The following is a 24,083-nucleotide window of genomic DNA, read 5'->3' as shown; positions in this document are numbered from 1 at the left end:
GTTTTACGTTTCGACTGCGCCGGAAGTGGGGCGAATTATAGACAGATAAAATTCGCCGTCAACACTTAATTTCAGGTTTATTCGGATTTGAGCGTAATCCGCGCAAACGCCTTCTTCCCTGCCTGGCAAACATGGGTAGCGCCCAGTTCGTATATAAAGGCGCGATCCACAACCTCACCATCAACACGCACACCACCCGAACTCAAGAGGTCACGCGCAACCGCCGAGTTCTTGACCAGCCCCGCCTTATTAAGCACAGCAGCAATCGGCATCGCTTCAGTAGCAGACAATTCAATCTCAGGCAGATCATCCGGCAACTCGCCATCCTTCATGCGATTACCCGCAGCCCGGTGAGCATTCGCCGCAGCCTCTTCGCCATGGAAACGCGCAACAATCTCCTCAGCCAACTTGATCTTCACATCACGCGGATTCGCGCCCGCCTCTACATCCGCACGCAGCGCATTGATCTCATCCATCGAGCGGAAGCTCAGCAGCTCGAAATAACGCCACATCAGCGCATCAGGAATGGAGACAAGCTTGCCGTACATCACACCCGGCGCTTCCTGAATGCCCACGTAGTTGCCCAGAGACTTGGACATCTTCTTGACGCCATCCAGACCTTCCAGCAGCGGCATGGTCAGAATGCATTGAGCCTCCTGGCCATATGCACGCTGCAACTCACGCCCCATCAGCAGATTGAACTTCTGATCGGTACCGCCCAGCTCGACATCCGCACGAAGGGCCACTGAGTCATACCCCTGCACTAACGGATAAAGGAACTCGTGAATGGCAATCGGCTGATTGGTGGAATAGCGCTTATCGAAGTCATCCCGCTCAAGCATGCGTGCAACGGTGTACTGCGAAGTCAGGCGAATGAAGTCCGCCGGGCCCATCTGATCCATCCAAGTAGAGTTGAAGGCCACCTCAGTCTTGGCCGGATCAAGAATCTTGAACACTTGAGTCTTGTAAGTCTCGGCATTATCGAGCACCTGCTCGCGGGTCAACGGTGGACGCGTTGCGCTCTTGCCGCTCGGATCACCGATCATTCCGGTGAAATCACCAATAAGGAAGATGACCTGATGCCCCAGCTCCTGGAACTGGCGCAGCTTATTAATAAGCACGGTATGACCCAGATGCAGATCCGGCGCAGTGGGATCAAAGCCGGCCTTGATACGCAGGGGCTGGCCACGCTTGAGCTTTTCGACCAGCTCAGCCTCGACCAACAGTTCTTCCGCACCACGTTTTATCAGCGCTAGCTGCTCTTCAACCGACTTCATAACAGACCCGCAAGGCTCAGATTCAAAAGGGAACCAACCATACAAGATCAGGAACTAAATACAAGTTTTGCCCTGCGAACGGACACCGTTCAGCAAGCCCGGCATTCGCGAGCTTGCACCACAGATGATTTGGTTATATTTTATACAGTTATTTCATCTTCATCATGTCATTCATCTTTTCCATTTCATCTTCAAAGTCAAAATTACTTATGACCACAGAACCGTCTAAAGCGCCGCCGCTTTACCCGAAGACCCACCTGCTCGCCGCAAGTGGTATCGCCGCTCTTCTCAGCCTGGCACTCCTGGTATTCCCTTCCAGTGACGTAGAAGCCAAACGAACGTCCCTGAGCCTTGACCTGGAAAGCCCAGTTGAACAACTGACACAAGATCAAGACGCTTCCGACGCACAACAAGCCACAAATGCACCGACCGAATCGCCGTTCGCCCAAATAGAAAGCAGCCCCGAAGACACCCGGCAAGCCGTCCAGGAAGAACCTGCGCCCACTGCAAATACGACAAAGAACCCTCTGCACCGCGAAGTGATTGTGGCCAAGGGCGACACACTCTCCACCCTGTTCGAAAAGGTTGGCCTGCCTGCCGCCACGGTCAACGAGGTGCTAGCCAGCGACAAGCAAGCCAAACAATTCACCCAACTCAAGCACGGCCAGAAACTCGAGTTTGAACTGACACCCGACGGCCTGCTCAACAACTTGCACAGCAGTGTCAGCGACCTTGAAAGCATCACCCTGACCAAGGGTGCCAAAGGCTTCGCCTTCAATCGCGTCACCACCAAGCCAGTGATGCGCTCCGCCTATGTACACGGTGTAATCAACAGCTCCCTGTCGCAGTCGGCTGCCCGTGCCGGCCTCTCCCACAGCATGACCATGGACATGGCCAACGTGTTTGGCTACGACATTGACTTCGCCCAGGACATCCGCCAAGGCGACGAATTTGACGTGATCTACGAGCAGAAAGTCGCCAATGGCAAAGTCGTCGGCACCGGCAATATTCTCTCAGCACGCTTCACCAACCGTGGCAAAACCTACACCGCCGTGCGTTACACCAACAAACAGGGCAACAGCAGCTATTACACGGCTGATGGCAACAGCATGCGCAAGGCGTTCATCCGTACGCCGGTGGACTTCGCTCGCATTAGCTCGCGTTTTTCCATGGGCCGCAAACACCCCATCCTGAACAAAATTCGCGCACACAAAGGCGTCGACTATGCAGCCCCACGCGGCACGCCCATCAAGGCCGCCGGTGACGGCAAGGTACTGCTGGCCGGACGTCGCGGTGGTTACGGCAATACTGTGATCATCCAGCACGGCAATACCTACCGCACGCTGTATGGCCATATGCAAGGGTTCGCCAAAGGCGTTTCGACCGGCAGCAACGTGAAACAGGGTCAGGTGATCGGCTACATCGGCACCACTGGCCTGTCCACTGGCCCGCACTTGCACTATGAATTCCAGGTCAATGGTGTGCACGTCGATCCGCTGGGTCAGAAACTTCCGATGGCCGATCCGATCGCCAAGGCCGAACGCGCTCGCTTCCTGCAACAAAGCCAGCCGCTCATGGCCCGCATGGACCAAGAGCGCTCCACCTTGCTCGCTTCGGCGAAGCGTTAAGCCATGCCGCTCTATATGGGTGTGATGTCCGGGACCAGTCTCGACGGCCTGGACATCGCCCTGATCGAACAGGATTCGTCGATCACGTTGATCGCCACTCACTACATTCCCATGCCAGACACCCTGCGCAGCGAGCTGCTTAGCCTTTGCGCCAGCGGGCCGGACGAGATCGCTCGCTCGGCCATTGCCCAGCAAAACTGGGTAAAACTCGCCGCACAAGGCATTCACTCTCTGCTCAAGCAACAAAACCTAGAACCCCAGGCCGTCCGGGCAATCGGCAGCCACGGCCAGACCATCCGGCATGAGCCCGCCCGCGGGTTTACCGTACAGATCGGCAACCCGGCACTGCTCACAGAGCTGACCGGCATCACCGTCGTCAGTGATTTCCGCAGCCGCGATGTCGCCGCCGGCGGACAGGGCGCCCCCCTGGTGCCCGCCTTCCACGAAGCGTTGTTTGAGGCGCGCAGCGGTAACCGCGCCGTATTGAATGTGGGAGGTTTCAGCAATCTCAGCCTGATCGAGACTGGAAAGCCTGTAGCCGGTTTCGACTGCGGCCCAGGTAACGTTCTGCTCGACGCCTGGATTCACCAGCAACGGGGCGAACACTTTGACCGCGATGGTCGGTGGGCCGCCAGCGGCAAGGTCGCGCCTCAATTGCTCAACGCGCTGCTCAGCGACCCCTTCTTCGTGACCCAAGGCCCGAAAAGTACAGGACGCGAAGTCTTTAACCTGGGATGGTTGCAGCAACACCTCGGGCGACTGCCATCATTCCAGCCCCAAGACGTGCAAGCCACCCTGCTCGAACTGACCGCACAGACCATCGTCGAGTCCCTGCAGGCGGCACAATCCGATACCGAAACATTGCTGGTCTGTGGCGGCGGCGCCCACAACGCCACGCTCATGAACCGCCTGGCCGCGTTGATGCCGACCACCCACGTCAGCAGCACCGCCACCTATGGCGTGGACCCCGACTGGGTCGAAGCCATGGCGTTCGCCTGGCTGGCCCACTGCTGCCTGGAAGGCATCGCCGCAAACCGCCCCAGTGTCACCGGCGCACGCGGGCTGCGAGTACTGGGCGCGATCTACCCGGCATAAACCTCCAGACAGCAAAACGCCGCTTGGCCCATCAAAGCCAAGCGGCGTTTTTATTTGCCGGAATCAGGCTGCCGATCAGATCGAGAACGAAGACCCGCAACCACAGGTAGTCGTGGCATTGGGGTTCTTGATCACAAAACGCGACCCCTCAAGACCTTCCTGATAATCCACCTCGGCACCCGCCAGGTATTGGAAGCTCATCGGATCCACGACCAGGCTCACGCCCTCGCGCTCAACGATGGTGTCGTCGTCGGCCACTTCCTCATCGAAGGTGAAGCCGTACTGAAACCCTGAACAACCGCCGCCCGTAACGAATACGCGCAGCTTCAAGCGATCATTACCCTCTTCATCGACCAGGCTCTTCACCTTGTGCGCAGCACCGTGGGTGAATTGCAAAGCCGTGGGGGTGAAGGATTCAACGCTCATGCTGATAATCTCCCGGCGTACCGCCGCCAACTGCGTAATGGCGGGCATTATCCGCTTCTCCTAGAAAAGCGGTCAACTATTGTTACGGTATATCAATCTGCATTGCCGCCATTAAAAACACAAAAGGCCCGATCAACGGGCCTTTTGCTTAGCGACTCGACAGCCTTAAGGCAGCATGCCCGCGTGGGACAGCCCCAGTTTCTCGTCCAGGCCGAACAGGATGTTCAGATTCTGCACAGCCTGGCCCGACGCGCCCTTGACCAGGTTGTCGATCACCGACAACACCACCACCAGGTCGCCATCCTGCGGACGGTGCACAGCAATCCGGCATACGTTGGCGCCGCGCACGCTGCGCGTTTCCGGATGGCTGCCCGCCGGCATCACGTCGACGAACGGCTCGTTGGCGTAACGCTTTTCAAACAGCGCCTGCAAATCGACCGAGCGATCCACCACGGTTGCGTACAACGTGGAGTGGATACCACGGATCATCGGGGTCAGGTGCGGCACGAAAGTCAGGCCCACATCCTTGCCCGCAGCGCGACGCAGCCCCTGGCGGATTTCCGGCAAGTGGCGATGCCCTTTTACCGCATAGGCCTTCATGCTTTCCGACGTCTCGGAGTACAGCGAGCCCACCGCCGCGCCGCGACCGGCGCCGCTGACGCCCGACTTGCAGTCTGCGATCAAACGCGAAGCGTCTGCCAGCCCAGCTTCCAGCAATGGCAGGAAGCCCAACTGTGTAGCGGTCGGATAGCAACCCGGCACCGCGATCAACCGCGCCTGCTTGATCTGCTCACGATTGACTTCCGGCAGGCCATACACCGCTTCTTCCAGCAACTCTGGCGCGCCGTGTGGCTGGCCGTACCACTTGGCCCATTCATCGGCGTCCTGCAGGCGGAAGTCCGCCGACAGGTCGATCACCTTGGTGCCCGCCGCCAGCAACTCACCCGCCAGTGCGTGGGCTACACCATGAGGCGTGGCAAAGAACACCACGTCACAGGCGCCGAGGGTCTTGATGTCCGGAACGCTGAACGCCAGGCCGTCGTAATGACCTCGCAGGTTCGGGTACATATCGGCCACAGCCAGGCCAGCCTCGGATCGGGAGGTGATGACCACCACCTCAGCTTGCGGATGCTGAGCCAACAGACGCAGCAATTCGACACCGGTGTAACCCGTGCCGCCGACGATACCGACCTTGACCATAAACCTGCCCTCAACGAACCCACTGGAAAGCCGTCGATAATAGGGGCCGTATCGCCCTGCGACAACCGTCAACGTGACGTACGGGCGCATCAGCCACTACTATCTTCGCTACCGTGAACCTGGGAATAACTAAAAATGCTTTATCTATGGGTCAAAGCCTTCCATATCGTCAGCATCGTCTGCTGGTTTGCCGGGCTGTTCTACCTGCCACGCCTGTTCGTCTACCACGCACAAAGCGAAGATGCCGTCAGCAAGGAACGCTTCAGCGTCATGGAGCGCAAGTTGTATCGCGGCATCATGGGCCCGGCGATGGTTGCCGCGCTCGTGTTCGGCATCTGGCTGATCACCCTCAACCCCGGCATCTTTCATTCAGGCGGCTGGATCCACGCCAAGCTGACCCTCGTGGTCATCCTGATCGGCTACCACCATATGTGCGGCGCGCAGGTAAAACGTTTTGCCCGTGGCGAAAACACCCGCAGCCATGTCTTTTATCGCTGGTTCAATGAAGTGCCGGTTCTGATATTGCTGGCTATCGTAATTTTGGTCGTGGTCAAACCGTTCTAACTTCAATGACTCGGGGGACTTCCAATGTCGCTGCCTGCCTTGCTCGAACAACGCCTGCGCCTGCCTGTGGTGGCGGCGCCGATGTTCCTGATTTCCAACCCGCAACTGGTATTGGCCTGCTGTCGCAATGGGGTGGTCGGGAGTTTCCCGGCCCTCAACCAGCGTGAAAGCAGCGGCTTCAAGGCCTGGCTGGAAGAAATCGAAGCAGGCCTGGCTCAACTGGACAACCCCGCGCCTTACGCAGTGAACCTCATCGTGCACAACAGCAACCCGCGATTGGAGGCTGACCTGGCGATCTGCGTCGACCATAAAGTACCCATCGTCATCACCAGCCTGGGCGCGGTCAAAGAGTTGGTCGACGCCGTACACAGCTACGGCGGCCTGGTGTTTCACGATGTCACCACCCGGCGCCATGCCGAAAAAGCCGCTGAAGCCGGGGTGGATGGCTTGATTGCCGTGGCAGCGGGCGCCGGCGGCCATGCCGGCACCTGGAGCCCGCTCTCGCTGATCGCCGAGATTCGCCAGTTTTTCGACAAAACCCTGCTGCTCGCCGGTTGCCTCAACCATGGGCACGAAATCCTCGCCGCCCAGTTGCTTGGCGCAGACCTGGCCTATTTCGGCACCCGTTTCATCGGCACCACCGAAAGCCACGCTCCGGATGCGTATAAAGAGATGCTGCTCACATCGCGTGCCGCCGACATCGTGCACACTCCCGCTGTCTCCGGCGTACCTGCGAGCTTCATGCGCCAGAGCCTGGAAAACGCCGGTTTCGACCTCGCCGCGCTGCAAGCCAAGGGTGAAGTCAACTTCGGCTCCAAGCTCAAGCCCTTGAACGACGAGGCAAAGGCCTGGAAGACCGTCTGGTCCGCCGGCCAGGGTGTCGGAGAGATTGATGATCTGCCCAGCGTCGATGAACTCGTTGCGCGCCTGGATGCCGAATACCGCAAGGCGCGCGAACACGCAGTACAATTGCGCTGGCCACGCTGAACCCACCGCAAGGCCTGCCGTTCGAGCAGGCCTGCACTCACCCAATGAATCAGTGACAAGGATGCCCGCATGAGCGACAACCGCTTCAAGATTGTGTTTGACGGAGCCTTGCTCCCGGGGGTCGAAAGTACCACTGCCAAACTGAACCTGGCCGAGCTGTTCAAAAGCGATGTCGACGCCATCGAAAAGCTTTTCACCGGCCGCCCCGTCGCGCTGAAACGCGACCTCTCCCGCGCAGACGCCGACACTTACCTCAATGCGCTGAAAAATGCCGGGGTGGATGCGCGTATCGAACCCGAACAACCCGTCGCCTTCAGCCTCGCCGAGACTCACGAAACCGATACCGGCGCCTCTGACTTCTCCCGCCCGGCCACCTCCCCCTACGCACCACCCCGTGCCGCCGTGGGTGACAGCTTGCCGGAGTACGCAACACTCAAAGTCTTCACGATCCACGGCCGTATCGGTCGGCTGCGCTACCTGGCATGGACGCTGGTATTGACGGTTGCGATGCTCGTTGCCTCGGGCATCATCGCTACCGCCGGCTTTGCGGTGGCGACTGCGTCCCCGACGGCGGGCATCATCCTGGGTTCGCTGCTGGGGTTCGCGCTGTTCGTCGCGCTGCTCTGGGTCAGCGTGCAGATCGCCGTACAGCGTTTGCATGACCTGGGCTGGTCCGGCTGGCTGTGGTTCCTGAACCTGGTGCCACTGGTCAACAGCATCTTCCCGCTCTTGCTGCTGGTGCTGCCGGGCAATACCGGCGCCAACCAGTACGGCGCGCCACCACCGCGCAACTCCACCGCGGTAAAAGTCCTGGCCACCCTGTGGCTGGCGTTTATTCCGGTGATGCTTGCCATTGTGGTCACGCTGGGCATGAACGGCTATCTGGACCAACTTGAAGCCAATGTGGACAGCGGCTACGAAAGCAGCTCCATCACCGCCGACGATGACGCTGACCAAAACGGTGTCATTGATGAAGACGAAGCGCAAAGTGCTGACGAGGCGGCCGAACCTGTAGACTCTCCAGAAGAACAGTAAAGAAACGTCCGCCGCCTGTGATGGCTCAGTCACAGGCTCGGCGGCGTTACGATGGAGAAAGGCATGACCCGTTACGCTCTGATCACCGGTGCCTCCAGCGGCATCGGCTTGGCCTTGGCCGAAGCCCTGGCCCGTCGCGGCCGTAGCTTGATTCTGGTGGCCCGCCAGCGTGATCAGTTGGAAAGCATTGCACTCGAATTGACCCAGCGCTTCGGCGTCGAGGTGCTGTTTCGCGCCTGCGACCTGGGCGAACCGCTGCGCTTGTCCGGGTTTCTGCTGGAGCTTGAAGAAGGCGAGCGGCAAATCGACCTGCTGGTGAACTGCGCCGGCATCGGCACCAGCGGACCGTTTCTCGCCCAGGACTGGATGACCGAGCAGGACCTGATGGAAGTCAACATCCTGGCCTTGACCCGCATGTGCCATGCGCTTGGCAACGCCATGGCCCTGCACGGCGGTGGGCAAATCCTCAATGTGGCCTCGGTCGCAGCGTTCCAACCCGGCCCGTGGATGAGCACTTACTACGCCAGCAAGGCGTATGTGCTGCATTTTTCCGAAGGCCTGCGCGAAGAACTGAAAACCTGCGGCATCAAGGTCTCGGTGCTATGCCCCGGCCCGACGCGCACTGCCTTCTACGGCACTGCGCAGATGGACACCGCCAAGCTCGACGCCAGCGAAAAACTGATGAGCCCAGAGGAAGTGGCGCTCTACACCGTGCGTGCACTGGATAAGAACAAAGCCATCATCATTCCTGGCCGACGCAACCGCTGGATCGCTTTCAGCCCGCGTTTCAGCCCGCGCTGGCTGACCCGCAGAATTGCCGGCGCCATCAACAAGGCCTATTGCCCACGCTGATCGGCTCAGTACACTCACCCTGCACTTTCATAATGGAGAAACAGCTGTGGATACTCTGTTCACCAAGATCATCAACCGCGAAATACCGGCGGACATCATCTACGAAGATGATCAGATCCTCGCCTTCAAGGACATCGCCCCCGCGGCGCCTGTCCATTTTCTGGTCATCCCGAAAAAGCACATCCCCACCCTCAATGACCTGACCGAAGAAGACAAAGCCCTGGCCGGTCATATTCTGTTCACCGCCCAGCGCCTGGCCCTGGAGCAAGGTTGCGAGGAAGGCTTCCGCGTGGTGATGAACTGCAACCCGAAAGGCGGTCAGACCGTGTATCACATTCATATGCATGTGCTCGGTCAGCGCCAGATGAACTGGCCGCCGGGCTGATTGGCGTGGGTCTTGAGGGTCGCGGCCCCAGGCTGCGACGCTATGCCCTTGACTCCGCCCGAACGCTTTCACCTCTCATGCGGTAAACTGGCCGCCGAGATTCTTCCCGGAGGTCAGCATGACTACCCAACGGCACTACTCGCCCATCGACCGCCTGTTGCTGCAAGCCGATACGGCCATGCGCACGCTGCTGCCCTTCAGCGGCCAACCGTACCGCCCGTCGCCCGCGATCGTGCGGCCCGACACCCAGATGAGCGAGACCGAGACCCGTCACGTCGCCGGCCTGATGCGCATCAACCATACCGGCGAAGTCTGTGCCCAGGCGCTGTACCAGGGCCAGGCCCTGACCGCCAAGCTGCCACAGGTACGCGCCGCCATGGAACACGCGGCCGAGGAAGAGATCGACCACCTGGCCTGGTGCGAACAACGCATTCGCCAGCTCGGCAGTCACCCGAGCGTGCTCAATCCTTTGTTTTACGGCTTGTCGTTTGGTATCGGCGCCGTTGCCGGGCTGGTCAGCGACAAAGTCAGCCTCGGTTTTGTCGCGGCGACCGAACATCAAGTCTGCAAGCACCTCGATGAGCACCTGGAGCAATTACCGCCTGAAGACGAAAAGTCCCGGGCCATCCTGGAGCAGATACGCATCGATGAAGAACACCACGCCGAAAGCGCGCTGGATGCTGGCGGTTTCCGCTTCCCGGCGCCGGTCAGGTTCGGCATGAGCCTTTTGGCCAAGGTCATGACCAAAAGCACCTACCGCATCTGACCCACAAAAAGGGCGCTCTCGAAGCGCCCTTTCTTTTTGCCTGCCGGTTTTGTCATCAACCCAGTTCGATGATCTCGTAATCATGGGTGATGGCAACGCCCGCCGCGCCGAGCATGATCGAGGCCGAGCAATACTTCTCGGCCGACAGCTCGATGGCCCGCTTGACCTGGGCTTCCTTCAACGCCCGGCCCTTGACCACGAAATGCATGTGGATCTTGGTGAACACCTTGGGGTCTTCAGTGGCGCGCTCAGCTTCCAGGAACGCTTCGCAGCTTTCCACGGCCTGGCGAGACTTTTTCAGGATGCTGACCACATCGAAATTGCTGCAGCCGCCCACGCCCAGCAGCAGCATCTCCATCGGGCGTACACCCAGGTTACGGCCACCGGCGTCCGGCGGACCGTCCATGACCACGACATGGCCACTGCCCGACTCACCGAGGAACATGGCTTCGCCCGCCCATTGGATGCGTGCCTTCATCGCCCAGACTCCACTCTAAAAAAGGGTCGCCAGCTTAGCACAGGGGCCACCGGCAACAGTGTTTCCCATGAAAGCGATCAACAGCAGGGTTTGGGTCGCAAATTCGCTAATCGAGTCAGAATGTGTCTGGTAAGCTGGCGCCAGCGAAATGGCGCATTGCCATCCTTTGTACAGCGTGTATCAATGCCGATATATCGCTGGATAAAAACAACTCCAATCACACCGTGCAGTCTTTTCGGGATACAACCATGGTTGCCCTTACTCCCATATCCAAGATCAAGAACCTCGACAAGCTGCTGATGCATTGCCAGCGCCGGCGCTATCCCTCCAAGCACAACATCATCTGCGCGGGTGAACGCTCCGAAACGCTGTTTTTCATCATCAAGGGGTCGGTCACCATCCTGATCGAGGATGAAGACGGTCGGGAAATGATCATCGCCTACCTCAATTCCGGGGATTTTTTTGGTGAACTGGGACTGTTCGAGCAAGCTGGCAAAGAGCAGGAGCGCAGCGCCTGGGTGCGGGCCAAGGTGGAGTGTGAAGTGGCCGAGATCAGCTACACCAAATTCCGCGAACTGGCTCAGCATGACCCGGACATTCTGTATGCCCTGAGCGGTCAGATTGCTCAACGGTTGCGAGACACCACACGCAAAGTGGGCGACCTGGCGTTCTTCGATGTCACCGGTCGGGTGGCCCGTTGCCTGCTGGAACTGTGCAAACAACCCGACGCCATGACCCACCCCGACGGCATGCAAATCAAGGTGACCCGCCAGGAAATCGGACGGATTGTCGGCTGCTCGCGAGAAATGGTCGGCCGTGTGCTCAAGGACCTGGAAGAACGCAACCTGGTCCACGTCAAAGGCAAGACCATGGTGGTGTTCGGAACACGTTAAACCGGCAGAAAACCGGCCAGCATCTGGCGATACAACGCATCCAGTCGACTGATCGCATCCGGCGCCGGGAAAGCCTCGTGCAAGGCGATGTGGCTGTCGGCGCGAACGCGCTGGTCGAGGCCGCAGGCTTCATTGAAGCGATTGACCGCGGCAATCAACTCGTCACGGTGGTTTTCCAGCAACAATGCACCGTGCACCAACCCCACCGGACGACCACCGCTCTGCCGCCAACGCTGTGCGGTGCCGACCATCTTGCGACCATTGAGGTTGACGTTGTAGCGACCGTCGCAAAACGCGCCGTCGATTTCACCGACTGACGCGTCGCCGCCCAGCTCAACCAACAAATCACAGATTGGCTGGCACAGGCGCAAGTAGCCGGTTTCGATACGATGCTGATCGCCTTCGCTGCGCGGCGGCGCATAAACCAGGGCAATGTTGACGGTGGCGCTCGACTGCGGCACCGGCTCCCCCCCGGTTTCCCGCAACAGCACGGGCCAACCGGCATCGGCCGAGACCTGGCTGGCGGCGTCGAACGCCGGCAGACGGCTCAAACGCCGCGGCATCACCAAGGCTTGATCAATGGGTTGCCAGAACAGCAGCCCGAACGCTTGTTCGCCCGCGCAAACGGCGGCCAACAGGCTTTGCTCGGCGGCAAGGCCTGCTTCAACCGTCATCCTTACGGGATTAACCATCAAACACCTACCTATCTAAACAAACACAGAATCAAATGTGGGAGCGGGCTTGCCCGCGAATGCGATACATCAGTCACATATGTATTAACTGAGACACCGCATTCGCGAGCAAGCCCGCTCCCACATTCAAGCCGCATTCCAAGTTTTGGTCAGTCCAATGTCGAGCCGCTGACTGCCACGCCACGCTCCGGGAAAAACAGACGTTGCAACTCCGCCCCCGGGTTCTCGGCACGCATGAACGTCTCGCCCACCAGGAACGAATACACGCCGCTGATTTCCATCAGCTCCACGTCGGCACGGTTGACGATGCCGCTCTCGGTGATCACCAGACGGTCACGCGGAATGCGCGGCAGCAGGTCAAGCGTGTTTTCCAGGCTGACTTCGAAGGTGTGCAGGTTGCGGTTGTTGACCCCCACCAGCGGTGTGTCGAGGGTTTTCAGGGCTCGCTCCAGCTCGTCGCCGTCGTGCACCTCCACCAACACATCCAGGCCAACGTCCTTGGCCACGGCCGCCAGCTCGGCCATCTTCACGTCGTCCAGTGCGGAGACGATCAGCAGCACACAGTCGGCGCCCAAGGCGCGGGCTTCAACGATTTGATACGGATCGACCATGAAATCCTTGCGGATCACCGGCAACTTGCACGCGGCGCGGGCCTGCTGCAGAAACAGGTCGGAACCCTGGAAGTAGTCGATATCGGTCAACACGGACAAGCAGGTCGCCCCGCCCTTTTCATAGCTGACAGCGATTTCCGACGGCACGAAGTTTTCACGGATCACGCCCTTGCTTGGCGAGGCTTTTTTCACCTCGGCAATCACCGCCGGCTGCTTGAGCTTGGCCTGGGCGATCAGCGCATTGGCGAAACCCCGTGGCGCATCGGCGATCTTCGCCTGGCTTTCCAGCTCGGCCAGGCTGACACGGGCACGGCGCTCAGCGACTTCTTCAGCTTTGCGGGCCAGGATTTTTTCCAGAACGGTCGGCACACTCATCCTTCATTCTCCATCTTGAACACCGCAGTAAAGGCACCCAGTTCTTCGAGCTTTTCCCGGGCAAGCCCGGTGTGCAACGCATCGTGTGCAAGGGCCACGCCTTCTTTGAGGCTGGAGGCGTGGTCGGCGGCATACAGCGCCGCGCCCGCGTTGAGCACAATCATTTCCGCCGCTTTCTGACCGTTTTCGGTCTTGCGACGCCCCAGGGCATCCCGGATCAACTCCAGTGAGGCGGCCGGGCTTTCCACCGACAAACCGTGCAGGCTCTGGCTCTTCATGCCCAGGTCTTCCGGCTCGACCCAATATTCGGTGACCTGGTCATTCTTCAGCTCCGCCACGAAGGTCGGTGCCGCCAGGCTGAATTCGTCCAGGCCATCCTTGGAGTGCACCACCAGCACATGCTTGCTGCCCAGGCGCTGCAACACCTCGGCCAAGGGTCGGCACAGTGCCTGGCTGAACACGCCCACTACCTGATGTTTCACACCGGCCGGATTCGTAAGCGGGCCAAGCATGTTGAACAGGGTGCGCAGGCCGAGGTCCTTGCGCGGGCCAGCGGCGTGCTTCATTGCCCCATGGTGGGACTGGGCAAACATGAAGCCGATGCCGACGCTGTCGATGCAACGCGCCACTTGTACCGGCGTGAGGTTCAGGTAGATCCCGGCGGCTTCCAGCAGATCGGCGCTGCCGCTCTTGCCGGACACGGCACGGTTGCCGTGCTTGGCCACGGTGCAGCCTGCCGCTGCGACCACAAAGGAGGACGCCGTCGACACGTTGAAGATATTCGCACCGTCACCGCCGGTACCCACCACATCGACCACGCCGTCGAGGGTATTGAGTTCGACCTTGTCCGCCAGCTCGCGCATCACCGAGACCGCACCGACGATTTCGTCGATGCTCTCGCTCTTCATGCGCATCGCCATCATGAACGCGCCGATCTGCGCGTCGGTGCATTGACCGGTCATGATTTCGCGCATCACATCGCTCATTTCAGCGGTGCTCAGGTCCAGATGGCCGACGATACGGCTCAGGGCAGTCTTGATATCCATGAAAAGTCCTTAGCGCGTGCCGCCGCTCTGCTTCAAAAAGTTGGCGAACAGCTCGTAGCCCTGCTCGGTCAGGATCGATTCAGGGTGAAATTGCACCCCCTCGATGTTCAGTGTCTTGTGACGCAGGCCCATGATCTCGTCCACCGAGCCGTCTTCCAGCTGGGTCCAGGCCGTCAATTCCAGGCAGTCCGGCAGGGTTTCGCGCTTGACCACCAGTGAATGATAGCGGGTCACCGTCACCGGCAAGTTGAGCCCATGGAACACACCCAGATCATGATGGAATACCGGACTGGTCTTGCCGTGCATCACCTGACGCGCGCGCACCACGTCACCACCAAAGGCCTGGCCGATGGACTGGTGGCCCAGACACACACCGAGGATCGGCAATTTGCCGGCGAAATACTGGATGGCCTCCAGGGAAATGCCCGCTTCGGTCGGCGTGCACGGGCCCGGCGAAACCACGATGCGCTCGGGGTTCAGCGCGGCGATTTCGGCCACGCTCAGTTCGTCGTTGCGCACCACCTTGACCTCGGCACCGAGTTCGCCCAGGTACTGCACCACGTTGTAGGTAAAGGAATCGTAGTTATCAATCATCAGGAGCATGGGGGAAACCTCAGAAATTGGGGGTCTGTTCAGCCAGCGCAACGGCGCGGAACATCGCGCGGCGCTTGTTGAGGGTTTCTTCCCATTCGAGGGCCGGCACCGAGTCGGCGACGATCCCGCCACCGGCCTGCACATGCAGTTCCCCGTCCTTGATCACGGCGGTGCGAATCGCAATGGCCGTGTCCATGTTGCCGTTCCAGGCGAAATAACCCACGGCGCCGCCGTAGACACCGCGCTTGACCGGCTCCAGCTCGTCGATGATCTCCATTGCGCGAATCTTCGGCGCCCCCGACAAGGTGCCCGCCGGCAGGATCGCCCGCAGTGCGTCCATCGCGGTCAGGCCGGCTTTCAGTTCACCGGTGACGTTGGACACGATGTGCATGACGTTGGAGTACCGCTCGATCACCATTTTCTCGGTGAGCTTCACCGAACCGATTTCCGAGACGCGCCCGGTATCGTTGCGGCCCAGATCGATCAGCATCAAGTGCTCGGCAATTTCCTTGTCATCGCTGAGCAGGTCTTCTTCCAGCGCCAAATCCGCCTCTTCGGTCGCGCCGCGCGGGCGGGTGCCGGCGATGGGGCGTACGGTGATCAGGTTGTCTTCGACCCGCACCAGCACTTCCGGCGAGCTGCCCACCACGTGGAAGTCACCAAAGTTGAAAAAGTACATGTACGGCGTCGGGTTGAAGCAGCGCAGCGCACGGTACAGATCGATCGGCGCGGCCTTGAAGTCGATGGACATACGTTGCGAAGGCACCACCTGCATGCAGTCGCCGGCGAGGATGTATTCCTTGATGGTGTCCACCGCGCGCTCATAGTCACCCTGGGTAAAGCTTGAACGAAAGATCGGATCGGCCGCCGGCGGACGGCTGAGGTCCAGACCGCGACGCGGGGTGATCGGCTGGCGCAGTTTTTCCAGCAGGGCCTCGAGGCTGGCCTGGCCTTGCTCGAAGGCGTCCGCCTGGGCCGGGTCGGCGAGGACGATCGCGTGCATCTTGCCGGCAAGATTGTCGAACACCACCACGGCGTCAGAGACCATCAGCAGAATGTCCGGCACGCCCAGCGGATCCGGGTTCGGGCATTTACCCAGGCGTTTTTCCACATAGCGCACGCAGTCGTAGCCGAAATACCCCACCAGGCCACCGTTGAAACGCGGCAGGCCAGGGATGGTCGGTACGTTGTAGCGCGCCTTGAAGGTTTCGACGAACGCCAGCGGGTCTTCTACGTCATGGCTTTCGATCTCGATACCGTCATGGGTAACGCTCACATGGTGATCGTGTACCCGCAGGACGGTACGGCACGGCAAGCCAATGATCGAGTAACGGCCCCACTTTTCGCCGCCCTGTACCGATTCCAGCAGGTAGGAGTTGGGCTCGTCGGCCAGTTTCAGGTAGATCGACAGCGGCGTGTCGAAGTCGGCCAGGGTTTCGCAGGCCAGGGGAATGCGGTTATAGCCGGCAGCGGCCAAACGCAGGAATTCTTCGCGAATCATGATGTGCCTCGTGGCTTGAGGATCAAACAGTCAGGTATGCAAACGTGCCGCAGCGCGGCCAGGATCAGTCAGGCGCGCCAACGCCAACGGGCCAGGGCCTTGATGACTTTCATCCAGAGTTTGCGAGTGACCACCACGATGGCGTTTCCAGAAGGGGTTGATTCAATGTCGGGCAACGTTATCTCAGCGCCCGCTCCCAAGCAACCGGGGATTAGCAGCCGAAGGTCATCAATCACCAGCGCCGGCGACTCATCGGCAATCGGCCGGCCATGGTTATAACCATAACTGAGGGCCACGCACTGCACACCAGCAGCTTTTGCTGCCTGCACATCACTGCGCGAATCGCCGACGAACAAGGACTGGGAGGCCGGGATATTGGCCATCTTCATCACGAAAAACAGCGCCGCCGGATCGGGTTTCTTTTGCGGCAGCGTATCGCCACCGATGATCCAGCGAAAATAACGGCCGATTTTCATCTGGTCCAGCAACGGCGCGACGAAGCGCTCCGGCTTGTTGGTGATCAGGGCCATTTCCACGCCCTGCTTGCTCAACCACTTGAGGGTGTCGCGCACGCCGGGGTAAACCACGGTCAGTTCGTGGCCGTCTTCATAGGCAGCATTGAACAGTTCCAGGGCGTGCTCGGCTTCCACCTCATCCACACCGTCGGCATCGATGTGGTTGGCCAGGGCCCGGCGCACCAACATGTGCACGCCGTTGCCGACCCATTCGCGCACCGCCTCGATACCCGCGGGCTTGCGTCCCAGCTTGAGCAGCATTTCGTCCACCGCCGCGGCCAGGTCGGGCACCGAATCGATCAAGGTACCGTCCAGATCGAACATCACCAGCCGTGGCAACTTGCCAGGGAACAACTGCTCAAAACCGCTCATGGACGCGCCAGCGCCAGTTCGGCGCGCATCTTGGCGATCACTTCCTGATAGTCCGGGGCGTTGAAGATCGCCGAGCCGGCCACGAAGGTGTCGGCGCCAGCGGCGGCGATTTCGCGGATATTGTTGACGTTGACACCACCGTCGATCTCCAGGCGGATATCACGCCCCGAAGCGTCGATCAGCGCACGGGCTTCGCGCAGCTTGTTCAGCGTGCCGGGAATGAACTTCTGCCCGCCGAAGCCTGGGTTGACGCTCATCAACAGGATCATGTCGACCTTGTCCATCACGTACTCAAGCACGCTCAACGGCGTGGCCGGGTTGAACACCAGGCCCGCCTTGCAACCGCCTTCGCGGATCAGTTGCAGGGTACGGTCCACGTGCAGCGAGGCTTCCGGGTGGAAGGTGATGTAAGTGGCGCCGGCTTCAACGAAGTCACCGATGATGCGATCGACCGGGCTGACCATCAGGTGTGCATCGATGGGCGCGGTAATGCCGTACTTGCGCAGTGCGGCGCAGACCATCGGACCGATGGTCAGGTTGGGCACGTAATGGTTGTCCATGACATCGAAGTGCACGAAGTCGGCACCGGCGGCCAACACCTTGTCCACTTCCTCACCCAGGCGGGCGAAGTCGGCGGAGAGAATCGATGGAGCAATGACGAAGGGCTGCATGACGCACCTTTTTTGAGCTAAATCACGATGGCGCGCATTGTATACCGCATGCTTTGCCCTGCGCACCGTGACCTAACTCAACGGTTAGTAGGCGGCCCGATAGATTTTCTCGATATCGGCTGCGCTGAGCTGGCGCGGATTGTTACGCATCAGCCGTTCGATGCCCGCCGCTTCCGTGGCCATGGCCGGGATCGCGTCCTCGGGCACCCCGAAGCTGCGCAAGCCCGCCGGGATCTCCACGGCGGCACACAGTCGCGCCATGGCCTCCACCGCTTGATCGGCCGCGTCATTGACACTCAAACCTGAAACATTCACCCCCATCGCCTGGGCAATGTCCTGCATGCGTTCCACACAGGCCAGCTTGTTCCAGTGCATCACATGGGGCAGCAACAGCGCATTGCTGACGCCGTGGGCGATATTGAAACGCCCGCCCAGCGGATAGGCCAGCGCATGCACCGCACCGACCCCGGCATTGCCGAAGGCCATGCCGGCCATCAGGCTGGCGGTGGCCATATCGTCACGGGCTTGCAGGTTGCCCGGGTTGGCGTAGGCCTTGGGCAAGGCGCCGGCAATCAACCTGATCGCGCCGATGGCCAGGGCGTCGGTGATCGGCGATGCATTCAGCGACAGGTAGGACTCGATGGCGTGCACCAGCGCATCCACGCCACTGGCGGCAGTGACGCCGCGCGGGCAAGTGAGGGTCATTTGCGGGCTGATCAGCGCCACATCCGGCAGCAGATAATCACTGACAATGCCTTTTTTCAGTTGGGCAACCTTGTCGGAAAGGATCGCCACATTAGTCACTTCCGAACCGGTGCCGGCGGTAGTCGGGATGGCGATCAGCGGCGGCCCTTTGCGCGGCACCTGGTCGACACCGAACAGATCCGCCAGTGCACCGTGATAACCGGCATAGGCCGCCACGCTTTTGGCGATATCGATGGCACTGCCGCCGCCCACCCCGATCAAGCCGTCATGCCCGCCGTCACGGTACACCTGCATGCAGTCCTCGACGATGGCGATTTCCGGGTCGGGCAGCACGCGGTCGAAAATTTCGTAGGTACGCTCGCCCAAGTGCTCCAGCGCCAGCGCCACAGTGCCAGACTTGACCAGCGCGGCATCAGTCACGATCAGCGGGTTATCCACATCCAGACGCGAGAGTTCGAAGGCCAGTTGTTCGATGGCCCCCTGGCCGGTCAACAGCTTGTGGGCGATCTTGAATGAGGAAGTACTCATGTGCGCGGCCTCTTGTTGAGTGATGGGCTGGCACAAGCGTAGCTTCCTGCGGCGTGTTGTCAGCTATTCAGCAATTGAATGCACAGGTGATTCAAAGTGGGCACGGTCAGTGTGGGAGCTGGCTTGCCTGCGATGGCATCACCTCGGTTTGACTGATAGACCGAGTCGCCTGCATCGCGGGCAAGCCCGGCTCCCACAAAAGCCACATCCATTGGATCGCGTTGCCACAGTCAGACCTGCTCGGTCCGCAGTTTCTCGCTACGCCCGCGCAGCCATTCCAGGGTGAGCAACAGCAACACCGAGAAGGCAATCAGCAGGGTCGCCGCCGCCGCGATCGTCGGGCTGAGGTTTTCGCGGATACCGCTGAACATCTGGCGCGGCAAGGTCGCTTGCTCGGGGCCGGCAAGGAACAGCGTCACCACGACTTCGTCGAACGATGTCGCAAAGGCAAACAGCGCCCCGGAAATCACCCCCGGCGCAATCAACGGCAAGGTCACCCGGCGGAACGTGGTCAGCGGCGACGCCCCGAGACTGGCCGCTGCCCGCACCAGGTTATGGTTGAAACCCTGCAAGGTGGCCGACACGGTGATGATCACAAACGGTACACCCAGCACCGCGTGTACCACGATCAGCGAGAAGAAGCTGTTGCCCAGACCCAAAGGCGCAAAAAACAGGTAGCTGGCCACGCCAATGATCACCACCGGCACCACCATCGGTGAAATCACCAAGGCCATCACCAGCGCCTTGCCGGGGAAGTGGCCACGGGTCAGGCCAATCGCTGCCAGGGTACCGAAGACCATAGCCAGCACCGTCGCGGCGGGGGCCACGATGATGCTGTTCTTCAGCGCGCGCATCCACTCGGCCGAGCCGAAGAAGTCCTGGTACCAATGCAGTGAGAAACCTTGCAGCGGATACACCAGGAAACTCCCGCTGTTGAACGACAGCGGGATGATCACCAGCACCGGCAAAATCAGGAACAGCAGGATCAAGCCGCAGAGAATCCGCAAGCTGTAGAACCACACCCGTTCGATGGGCGACATATAAGGGCTCAGCATCGCAAAAGTCTCCTCAGCTCAGGCGCAGGCGACTGGCGCCTACCAGCCGGTTGTAGATCAGGTACAGCAACACGGTGGCCAGCAGCAGCAAGCCGCCCAGCGCGGTGGCCATGCCCCAGTTGATGCTGGTGTTGGTATAAAACGCCACGAAGTAGCTGACCATCTGGTCGTTGGGACTGCCCAGCAAGGCCGGGGTGATGTAGTAACCAATCGCCAGGATGAACACCAGCAGGCAACCGGCGCCGACGCCGGCGTAGGTCTGCGGGAAGTACACGCGCCAGAAGCTGGCGAACGGGTGACAGCCCAGGGAAATCGCCGCGCGCATATACGTGGGCGAGATGCCTTTCATCACGCTGTAGATCGGCAGAATCATGAATGGCAACAGAATATGCACCATGGAGATGTAGACCCCGGTGCGGTTGAACACCAGCTCCACCGGTTTATCGACCAGGCCCAGGCCCATCAGCGCACTGTTGATCAAGCCACCGGACTGCAGCAGCACGATCCACGCCGCCACCCGTACCAGAATCGAGGTCCAGAACGGCAGCAGCACCAGAATCATCAGCAGGTTGCTTTGTCGCGACGGCAAGTTGGCCAACAGATACGCCAGGGGATAGGCCAGCAGCAGGCACACAAAGGTGATGACCAGGCCCATCCAGAATGTACGGGCGAAGATGTCCAGGTAAATCGCCTGGTCGGGCGTGGCCGGGGCGACTTCACCCAGGTCGTCGATCCGGTGATCGACCGCCGCCAGCAGGTAATACGGCGTGAGGCTGCTGGTGTTGCGCCGGATCGCCTGCCAATACGCCGGGTCGCCCCAACGCTCGTCCAGGTTTTCCAGCGCTTCTTTATAGGAAGCGGGCGCTTCGGTAAACGGCAGCGCCCGCGCGGTCTTGGTGAGCAGGCTGCGATAGCCGGCCAGCTCCATGTTCAAGCGTTTGGACAAATCGCCCAGTGTCTGGTTTTTACGCGCCTCGCCCAGGTCCTCGCTGAGGGCCTGATACACCGGCTCGCCAGGCAAACCGCGGCCATCCCAGGTATTGATCGCCATCACCGTGCGCGGCATGCCGCCCACCACTTCCGGGTTGCCGACGCTTTTGTAAAGCAACGCAACGATCGGCACCAGGAACACCAGCACCAGGAACAGCACCAGCGGCGCAATCAAGGCCTGGGCTTTCCAGCGGTTGACCCGCTCGGCACGCGCCAGACGCTGCTTGAGGGTGGGGCTGTTGACCTCGTTCGGGGGAACGGCGATGGCCATGGCTAACTCCGGAAAATCTAAGGTGGTTTCACTGTGGATGGGGCTTTCTGTGGGAGCCGGGCTTGCCCGCGATGGCATCGATTCGGTACATCAGATACACCGAGATGTCTGCATCGCAGGCAAGCCAGCTCCCACAAAGGCCCATCCAACACAGCAGTAGGGTTACTTGGCTGCCCAGGCGTTGAAGCGCTGCTCCAGTTGCTCGCCGTTATCCGCCCAGAAGCTCACGTCGATCTGCACCTGGTCGGCGATGTTTTCCGGCGTGGTCGGCATATCTTTCAGGATGCCTTTATCCAGCAACGGTACGGCTTGGCTATTGGCCGGGCCGTAGGCGATGTTTTCCGAATAGGTCTTCTGCTGCTGCGGTTGCACCGAGAAAGCGATGAATTTTTTCGCCGCATCCGCACGGTCCTTGGCCAGGCCTTTGGGAATGGCCCATGCATCGAAGTCGTAGATGCCGCCGTTCCACACCACCTTCAGGTTGCTTTCTTTCTGCACGGCGGCGATACGGCCGTTGTAGGCCGAACTCATCACCACGTCACCCGAGGCGAGGTATTGCGGCGGCTGGGCGCCCGCTTCCCACCATTGGATGTAAGGCTTGAGTTCATCGAGCTTCTTGAACGCGCGGTCCTGGCCATCTTTGCCGGCCAGCACTTTGTAGACGTCCTTCGGTGCCACGCCGTCGGCCATCAAGGCAAATTCCAGGGTGTACTTGGCGCCTTTACGCAAGCCGCGCTTGCCCGGGAATTGCTTCACGTCCCAGAAATCTTTCCAGCCGCCTGGCGGTGCCTTCAGCTTGTCGGCGTTGTACGCCAGCACGGTCGACCATACAAAGAAGCCCACGCCGCACGGCTGGATAGCGCCTTTCACGTAGTCCGCGCCATTGCCGAACAGCTTCGGGTCCAGCTGTTCGAACATGTCTTCGTCACAGCCGCGGGACAATTCCGGCGACTCGACTTCCACCAGGTCCCAGGACACGCTCTTGGTGTCGACCATGGCTTTCACCTTGGCCATTTCGCCGTTGTACTCGCCGGCGACGATCTTGCCGTTGCCCGCGCTTTCCCACGGTGCATAGAACGCCTTGACCTGGGCCGCCTTGTTCGCGCCACCGAAGGACACGACTGTCAGGTCCGGGCCTGCCATGGCCTGGGTCGCGCCGATCAGGCCCATGGCCAGGGCGGAATACTTAAGGGATCTCAACATTGTTGTTCTCTCCACGTGCAGGGTTGGTGAAGCCAGGAGGGCGATCAATTCGCCTCTAGAAGTGGATCGAGCGCGCGAACGTGCTCGACTTGCCAGCCAATCGGTACCACGTCGCCAACGGCCAGGGCTGGGTCCAGCTCGGCAATGGGTTGTTTCACAAAAAAATCGGTCTTGCCGCAGACCTCAAGACGCACCCGAACGTGGTCGCCCAGGTAGATGAACTCCGCCACCCGTCCCGAAAAACGGTTGACGCAGCTTTCGCTGGAACCGTTGAGACTCACGCGCTCCGGCCGCACCGACAAGGTCACCGGGCCGCCGACCTGGCCCACGTTCACCGCCAGTGCCTCGACCTTCTCGCCCCGCGCCAGCTCCACCATGCAACGCTCGCCGGTGTGGCTGTGCAGACGACCATTGAGGCGGTTGTTCTCGCCGATGAAGTTGGCGACAAAGGTATTTTTCGGCTCTTCATACAACGTGCGCGGTGCGGCGATCTGCTGGATCTCGCCCTGGTGGAACACCGCCACGCGGTCAGACATGGTCAGCGCTTCGCCCTGGTCGTGGGTCACGTACACCACGGTCACGCCAAGGCGCTGGTGCAGGTGCTTGATCTCCATCTGCATGTGTTCACGCAGTTGCTTGTCGAGAGCGCCGAGGGGTTCGTCCATCAGTACCAGCTGGGGTTCGAATACCAGCGCCCGGGCCAGGGCCACGCGCTGTTGCTGGCCACCGGAGAGTTGGGCCGGGTAGCGCTGGGCGAAGGCGTCAAGCTGGACCATGCTCAGCACGCGCTTGACCCGCTCGCTGATGTCGGTCTTGCTCAAACCCCGCACCGACAGCGGAAACGCCAGGTTCTCGGCGACTGTCATGTGCGGGAACAATGCGTAGTTCTGGAACACCATGCCGATATCGCGCTTGTGCGGTGGCACGTTGTTGATGGAGCGCCCGGCCAGCAGGATCTCACCCGCGGTCGGCGTCTCGAAACCGGCAAGCATCATCAGGCTGGTGGTCTTGCCTGAACCCGAAGGCCCGAGCAAGGTGAGGAACTCGCCCTTGCGAATCTCCAGGTTGAGGTCTTTGACGATCAGGTTCTCGCCGTCGTAGCTCTTCTGCACGCCACGAAAGCTGACCAGCACATCATTTGAATCCACCTCGCTCATACCCGCACCTTTTTGTTTTGGACTGCTGTGGAACAAGCGTAGTCCAGGCGCAAGGCCGCGGAAATCGGGGGCCGGGAGAGAATCGCATCAGTCGGATGGAAGGTTGGGGGTAGGGATCGCCCTACACAGATGACGCGCACGGAACGGTGCAGCGACAAGTGGCGAGCTGCAAGCGGCAAGAGTGGGCTCGGCGGGGTTTTCGCGGTGTCGT

The 24,083-nt window shown here is 60.3% G+C and carries 25 protein-coding genes; 9 read left to right on the top strand and 16 right to left on the bottom strand.

Annotated elements, in window-relative coordinates:
* Window positions 1-77: 77 nt before the first annotated feature.
* The gene (gene tyrS / locus ACW9IN_RS15770; protein WP_457366762.1) at window positions 78-1,277 is read right to left on the bottom strand and encodes a tyrosine--tRNA ligase; all 1,200 of its coding nucleotides are present in this window, start codon (window positions 1,275-1,277) and stop codon (window positions 78-80) included.
* A 209-nt stretch (window positions 1,278-1,486) separates the two neighbouring features.
* Between tyrS and ACW9IN_RS15765 the strand changes: the two genes are divergently transcribed.
* On the top strand, window positions 1,487-2,905 hold the full coding sequence (locus ACW9IN_RS15765) for a peptidoglycan DD-metalloendopeptidase family protein (RefSeq protein ID WP_457366761.1): 1,419 nt from the start codon (window positions 1,487-1,489) through the stop codon (window positions 2,903-2,905).
* A gap of 3 nt (window positions 2,906-2,908) precedes the next feature.
* Window positions 2,909-4,000, top strand: a complete 1,092-nt coding sequence (locus tag ACW9IN_RS15760) for an anhydro-N-acetylmuramic acid kinase (RefSeq protein ID WP_457366760.1) — start codon at window positions 2,909-2,911, stop codon at window positions 3,998-4,000.
* 75 nt (window positions 4,001-4,075) lie between these two features.
* On the opposite strand, the gene erpA is transcribed toward ACW9IN_RS15760, so the two are convergent.
* Together erpA and argC are read right to left on the bottom strand one after the other, a co-directional pair.
* Window positions 4,076-4,426, bottom strand: a complete 351-nt coding sequence (gene erpA / locus ACW9IN_RS15755; protein ID WP_007906865.1) for an iron-sulfur cluster insertion protein ErpA — start codon at window positions 4,424-4,426, stop codon at window positions 4,076-4,078.
* A 165-nt stretch (window positions 4,427-4,591) separates the two neighbouring features.
* Window positions 4,592-5,626, bottom strand: a complete 1,035-nt coding sequence (argC, locus tag ACW9IN_RS15750; protein ID WP_025857068.1) for an N-acetyl-gamma-glutamyl-phosphate reductase — start codon at window positions 5,624-5,626, stop codon at window positions 4,592-4,594.
* Between the two features lie 135 nt (window positions 5,627-5,761).
* Here argC and hemJ point away from each other — a divergent pair, with 135 nt between their 5' ends.
* From hemJ to coq7, 6 genes are all read left to right on the top strand, one after another.
* Window positions 5,762-6,190 carry a protoporphyrinogen oxidase HemJ gene (gene hemJ, locus ACW9IN_RS15745; protein ID WP_457366759.1) on the top strand — a complete coding sequence of 143 codons (429 nt, stop codon included), beginning with the start codon at window positions 5,762-5,764 and terminating at the stop codon, window positions 6,188-6,190.
* Between the two features lie 24 nt (window positions 6,191-6,214).
* The gene (locus tag ACW9IN_RS15740; protein ID WP_457366758.1) at window positions 6,215-7,177 is read left to right on the top strand and encodes an NAD(P)H-dependent flavin oxidoreductase; all 963 of its coding nucleotides are present in this window, start codon (window positions 6,215-6,217) and stop codon (window positions 7,175-7,177) included.
* Between the two features lie 69 nt (window positions 7,178-7,246).
* Entirely contained in the window at window positions 7,247-8,212 is a 966-nt protein-coding gene (locus tag ACW9IN_RS15735; protein WP_457366757.1) for a DUF805 domain-containing protein, read from the top strand.
* 63 nt (window positions 8,213-8,275) lie between these two features.
* Window positions 8,276-9,064, top strand: coding sequence for an SDR family NAD(P)-dependent oxidoreductase (locus ACW9IN_RS15730; protein WP_457366756.1), 789 nt, complete (start codon window positions 8,276-8,278; stop codon window positions 9,062-9,064).
* A gap of 46 nt (window positions 9,065-9,110) precedes the next feature.
* Window positions 9,111-9,449, top strand: a complete 339-nt coding sequence (locus ACW9IN_RS15725) for a histidine triad nucleotide-binding protein (protein ID WP_457366755.1) — start codon at window positions 9,111-9,113, stop codon at window positions 9,447-9,449.
* 118 nt (window positions 9,450-9,567) lie between these two features.
* Window positions 9,568-10,215, top strand: coding sequence for a 2-polyprenyl-3-methyl-6-methoxy-1,4-benzoquinone monooxygenase (gene coq7, locus ACW9IN_RS15720; RefSeq protein WP_457366754.1), 648 nt, complete (start codon window positions 9,568-9,570; stop codon window positions 10,213-10,215).
* Between the two features lie 55 nt (window positions 10,216-10,270).
* On the opposite strand, the gene ACW9IN_RS15715 is transcribed toward coq7, so the two are convergent.
* Window positions 10,271-10,693 carry an OsmC family protein gene (locus ACW9IN_RS15715; protein WP_017138086.1) on the bottom strand — a complete coding sequence of 141 codons (423 nt, stop codon included), beginning with the start codon at window positions 10,691-10,693 and terminating at the stop codon, window positions 10,271-10,273.
* A 248-nt stretch (window positions 10,694-10,941) separates the two neighbouring features.
* Here ACW9IN_RS15715 and crp point away from each other — a divergent pair, with 248 nt between their 5' ends.
* The gene (crp, locus tag ACW9IN_RS15710) at window positions 10,942-11,586 is read left to right on the top strand and encodes a cAMP-activated global transcriptional regulator CRP (RefSeq protein ID WP_457366753.1); all 645 of its coding nucleotides are present in this window, start codon (window positions 10,942-10,944) and stop codon (window positions 11,584-11,586) included.
* Here the strand turns inward: crp and ACW9IN_RS15705 are convergent.
* The 12 genes from ACW9IN_RS15705 to ACW9IN_RS15650 form a co-directional block, all read right to left on the bottom strand.
* Window positions 11,583-12,278: a lipoate--protein ligase family protein gene (locus ACW9IN_RS15705; RefSeq protein WP_457366752.1), complete on the bottom strand. Its 696-nt coding sequence runs from the start codon at window positions 12,276-12,278 to the stop codon at window positions 11,583-11,585. The genes crp and ACW9IN_RS15705 overlap by 4 nt on opposite strands.
* Before the next feature lie 149 nt (window positions 12,279-12,427).
* Window positions 12,428-13,264, bottom strand: coding sequence for an indole-3-glycerol phosphate synthase TrpC (trpC, locus tag ACW9IN_RS15700; RefSeq protein WP_457366751.1), 837 nt, complete (start codon window positions 13,262-13,264; stop codon window positions 12,428-12,430).
* On the bottom strand, window positions 13,261-14,310 hold the full coding sequence (gene trpD, locus ACW9IN_RS15695; protein WP_457366750.1) for an anthranilate phosphoribosyltransferase: 1,050 nt from the start codon (window positions 14,308-14,310) through the stop codon (window positions 13,261-13,263). The genes trpC and trpD overlap by 4 nt, the downstream gene beginning before the upstream one ends.
* Before the next feature lie 9 nt (window positions 14,311-14,319).
* Complete coding sequence (locus ACW9IN_RS15690) at window positions 14,320-14,913, bottom strand: aminodeoxychorismate/anthranilate synthase component II (protein ID WP_457366749.1); 594 nt, start codon at window positions 14,911-14,913, stop codon at window positions 14,320-14,322.
* A gap of 10 nt (window positions 14,914-14,923) precedes the next feature.
* Window positions 14,924-16,405: an anthranilate synthase component I gene (trpE, locus tag ACW9IN_RS15685; protein WP_457366748.1), complete on the bottom strand. Its 1,482-nt coding sequence runs from the start codon at window positions 16,403-16,405 to the stop codon at window positions 14,924-14,926.
* Window positions 16,406-16,473: 68 nt separating this feature from the next.
* Window positions 16,474-17,292, bottom strand: coding sequence for a phosphoglycolate phosphatase (locus ACW9IN_RS15680; protein WP_457366747.1), 819 nt, complete (start codon window positions 17,290-17,292; stop codon window positions 16,474-16,476).
* The gene (rpe, locus tag ACW9IN_RS15675; protein WP_457366746.1) at window positions 17,289-17,963 is read right to left on the bottom strand and encodes a ribulose-phosphate 3-epimerase; all 675 of its coding nucleotides are present in this window, start codon (window positions 17,961-17,963) and stop codon (window positions 17,289-17,291) included. Before rpe ends, ACW9IN_RS15680 begins: the two co-directional genes overlap by 4 nt.
* An 84-nt stretch (window positions 17,964-18,047) precedes the next feature.
* Entirely contained in the window at window positions 18,048-19,196 is a 1,149-nt protein-coding gene (locus ACW9IN_RS15670; protein ID WP_457366745.1) for an iron-containing alcohol dehydrogenase, read from the bottom strand.
* Window positions 19,197-19,426: 230 nt separating this feature from the next.
* The gene (locus tag ACW9IN_RS15665) at window positions 19,427-20,251 is read right to left on the bottom strand and encodes an ABC transporter permease (protein ID WP_457366744.1); all 825 of its coding nucleotides are present in this window, start codon (window positions 20,249-20,251) and stop codon (window positions 19,427-19,429) included.
* 13 nt (window positions 20,252-20,264) lie between these two features.
* A complete protein-coding gene (locus ACW9IN_RS15660; RefSeq protein ID WP_457366743.1) occupies window positions 20,265-21,512 on the bottom strand; it encodes an ABC transporter permease in 1,248 nt (415 codons plus the stop codon).
* 162 nt (window positions 21,513-21,674) lie between these two features.
* Window positions 21,675-22,715 (bottom strand): ABC transporter substrate-binding protein, encoded by a 1,041-nt coding sequence (locus ACW9IN_RS15655; protein WP_457366742.1) that lies wholly within the window; start codon window positions 22,713-22,715, stop codon window positions 21,675-21,677.
* Window positions 22,716-22,759: 44 nt separating this feature from the next.
* Complete coding sequence (locus tag ACW9IN_RS15650; RefSeq protein ID WP_457366741.1) at window positions 22,760-23,872, bottom strand: ABC transporter ATP-binding protein; 1,113 nt, start codon at window positions 23,870-23,872, stop codon at window positions 22,760-22,762.
* Window positions 23,873-24,083: the final 211 nt, after the last annotated feature.

The sequence above is a fragment of the Pseudomonas sp. SDO5271_S396 genome (genome assembly GCF_054071795.1).
This window is presented reverse-complemented; position numbering and strand designations above follow the sequence as displayed.

Coding starts and splice junctions, on each gene's coding strand:
- erpA (WP_007906865.1), bottom strand. CDS start 4,426: ATGAGCGTTGAATCCTTCACCCCCACGGCTTTGCAATTCACCCACGGT.
- argC (WP_025857068.1), bottom strand. CDS start 5,626: ATGGTCAAGGTCGGTATCGTCGGCGGCACGGGTTACACCGGTGTCGAA.
- ACW9IN_RS15690 (WP_457366749.1), bottom strand. CDS start 14,913: ATGCTCCTGATGATTGATAACTACGATTCCTTTACCTACAACGTGGTG.
- ACW9IN_RS15760 (WP_457366760.1), top strand. CDS start 2,909: ATGCCGCTCTATATGGGTGTGATGTCCGGGACCAGTCTCGACGGCCTG.
- ACW9IN_RS15730 (WP_457366756.1), top strand. CDS start 8,276: ATGACCCGTTACGCTCTGATCACCGGTGCCTCCAGCGGCATCGGCTTG.
- ACW9IN_RS15680 (WP_457366747.1), bottom strand. CDS start 17,292: ATGAGCGGTTTTGAGCAGTTGTTCCCTGGCAAGTTGCCACGGCTGGTG.
- ACW9IN_RS15715 (WP_017138086.1), bottom strand. CDS start 10,693: ATGAAGGCACGCATCCAATGGGCGGGCGAAGCCATGTTCCTCGGTGAG.
- ACW9IN_RS15670 (WP_457366745.1), bottom strand. CDS start 19,196: ATGAGTACTTCCTCATTCAAGATCGCCCACAAGCTGTTGACCGGCCAG.
- coq7 (WP_457366754.1), top strand. CDS start 9,568: ATGACTACCCAACGGCACTACTCGCCCATCGACCGCCTGTTGCTGCAA.
- rpe (WP_457366746.1), bottom strand. CDS start 17,963: ATGCAGCCCTTCGTCATTGCTCCATCGATTCTCTCCGCCGACTTCGCC.
- trpD (WP_457366750.1), bottom strand. CDS start 14,310: ATGGATATCAAGACTGCCCTGAGCCGTATCGTCGGCCATCTGGACCTG.
- trpE (WP_457366748.1), bottom strand. CDS start 16,405: ATGATTCGCGAAGAATTCCTGCGTTTGGCCGCTGCCGGCTATAACCGC.
- tyrS (WP_457366762.1), bottom strand. CDS start 1,277: ATGAAGTCGGTTGAAGAGCAGCTAGCGCTGATAAAACGTGGTGCGGAA.
- crp (WP_457366753.1), top strand. CDS start 10,942: ATGGTTGCCCTTACTCCCATATCCAAGATCAAGAACCTCGACAAGCTG.
- ACW9IN_RS15660 (WP_457366743.1), bottom strand. CDS start 21,512: ATGGCCATCGCCGTTCCCCCGAACGAGGTCAACAGCCCCACCCTCAAG.
- ACW9IN_RS15655 (WP_457366742.1), bottom strand. CDS start 22,715: ATGTTGAGATCCCTTAAGTATTCCGCCCTGGCCATGGGCCTGATCGGC.
- ACW9IN_RS15650 (WP_457366741.1), bottom strand. CDS start 23,872: ATGAGCGAGGTGGATTCAAATGATGTGCTGGTCAGCTTTCGTGGCGTG.
- ACW9IN_RS15705 (WP_457366752.1), bottom strand. CDS start 12,278: ATGGTTAATCCCGTAAGGATGACGGTTGAAGCAGGCCTTGCCGCCGAG.
- hemJ (WP_457366759.1), top strand. CDS start 5,762: ATGCTTTATCTATGGGTCAAAGCCTTCCATATCGTCAGCATCGTCTGC.
- ACW9IN_RS15740 (WP_457366758.1), top strand. CDS start 6,215: ATGTCGCTGCCTGCCTTGCTCGAACAACGCCTGCGCCTGCCTGTGGTG.
- trpC (WP_457366751.1), bottom strand. CDS start 13,264: ATGAGTGTGCCGACCGTTCTGGAAAAAATCCTGGCCCGCAAAGCTGAA.
- ACW9IN_RS15735 (WP_457366757.1), top strand. CDS start 7,247: ATGAGCGACAACCGCTTCAAGATTGTGTTTGACGGAGCCTTGCTCCCG.
- ACW9IN_RS15765 (WP_457366761.1), top strand. CDS start 1,487: ATGACCACAGAACCGTCTAAAGCGCCGCCGCTTTACCCGAAGACCCAC.
- ACW9IN_RS15665 (WP_457366744.1), bottom strand. CDS start 20,251: ATGCTGAGCCCTTATATGTCGCCCATCGAACGGGTGTGGTTCTACAGC.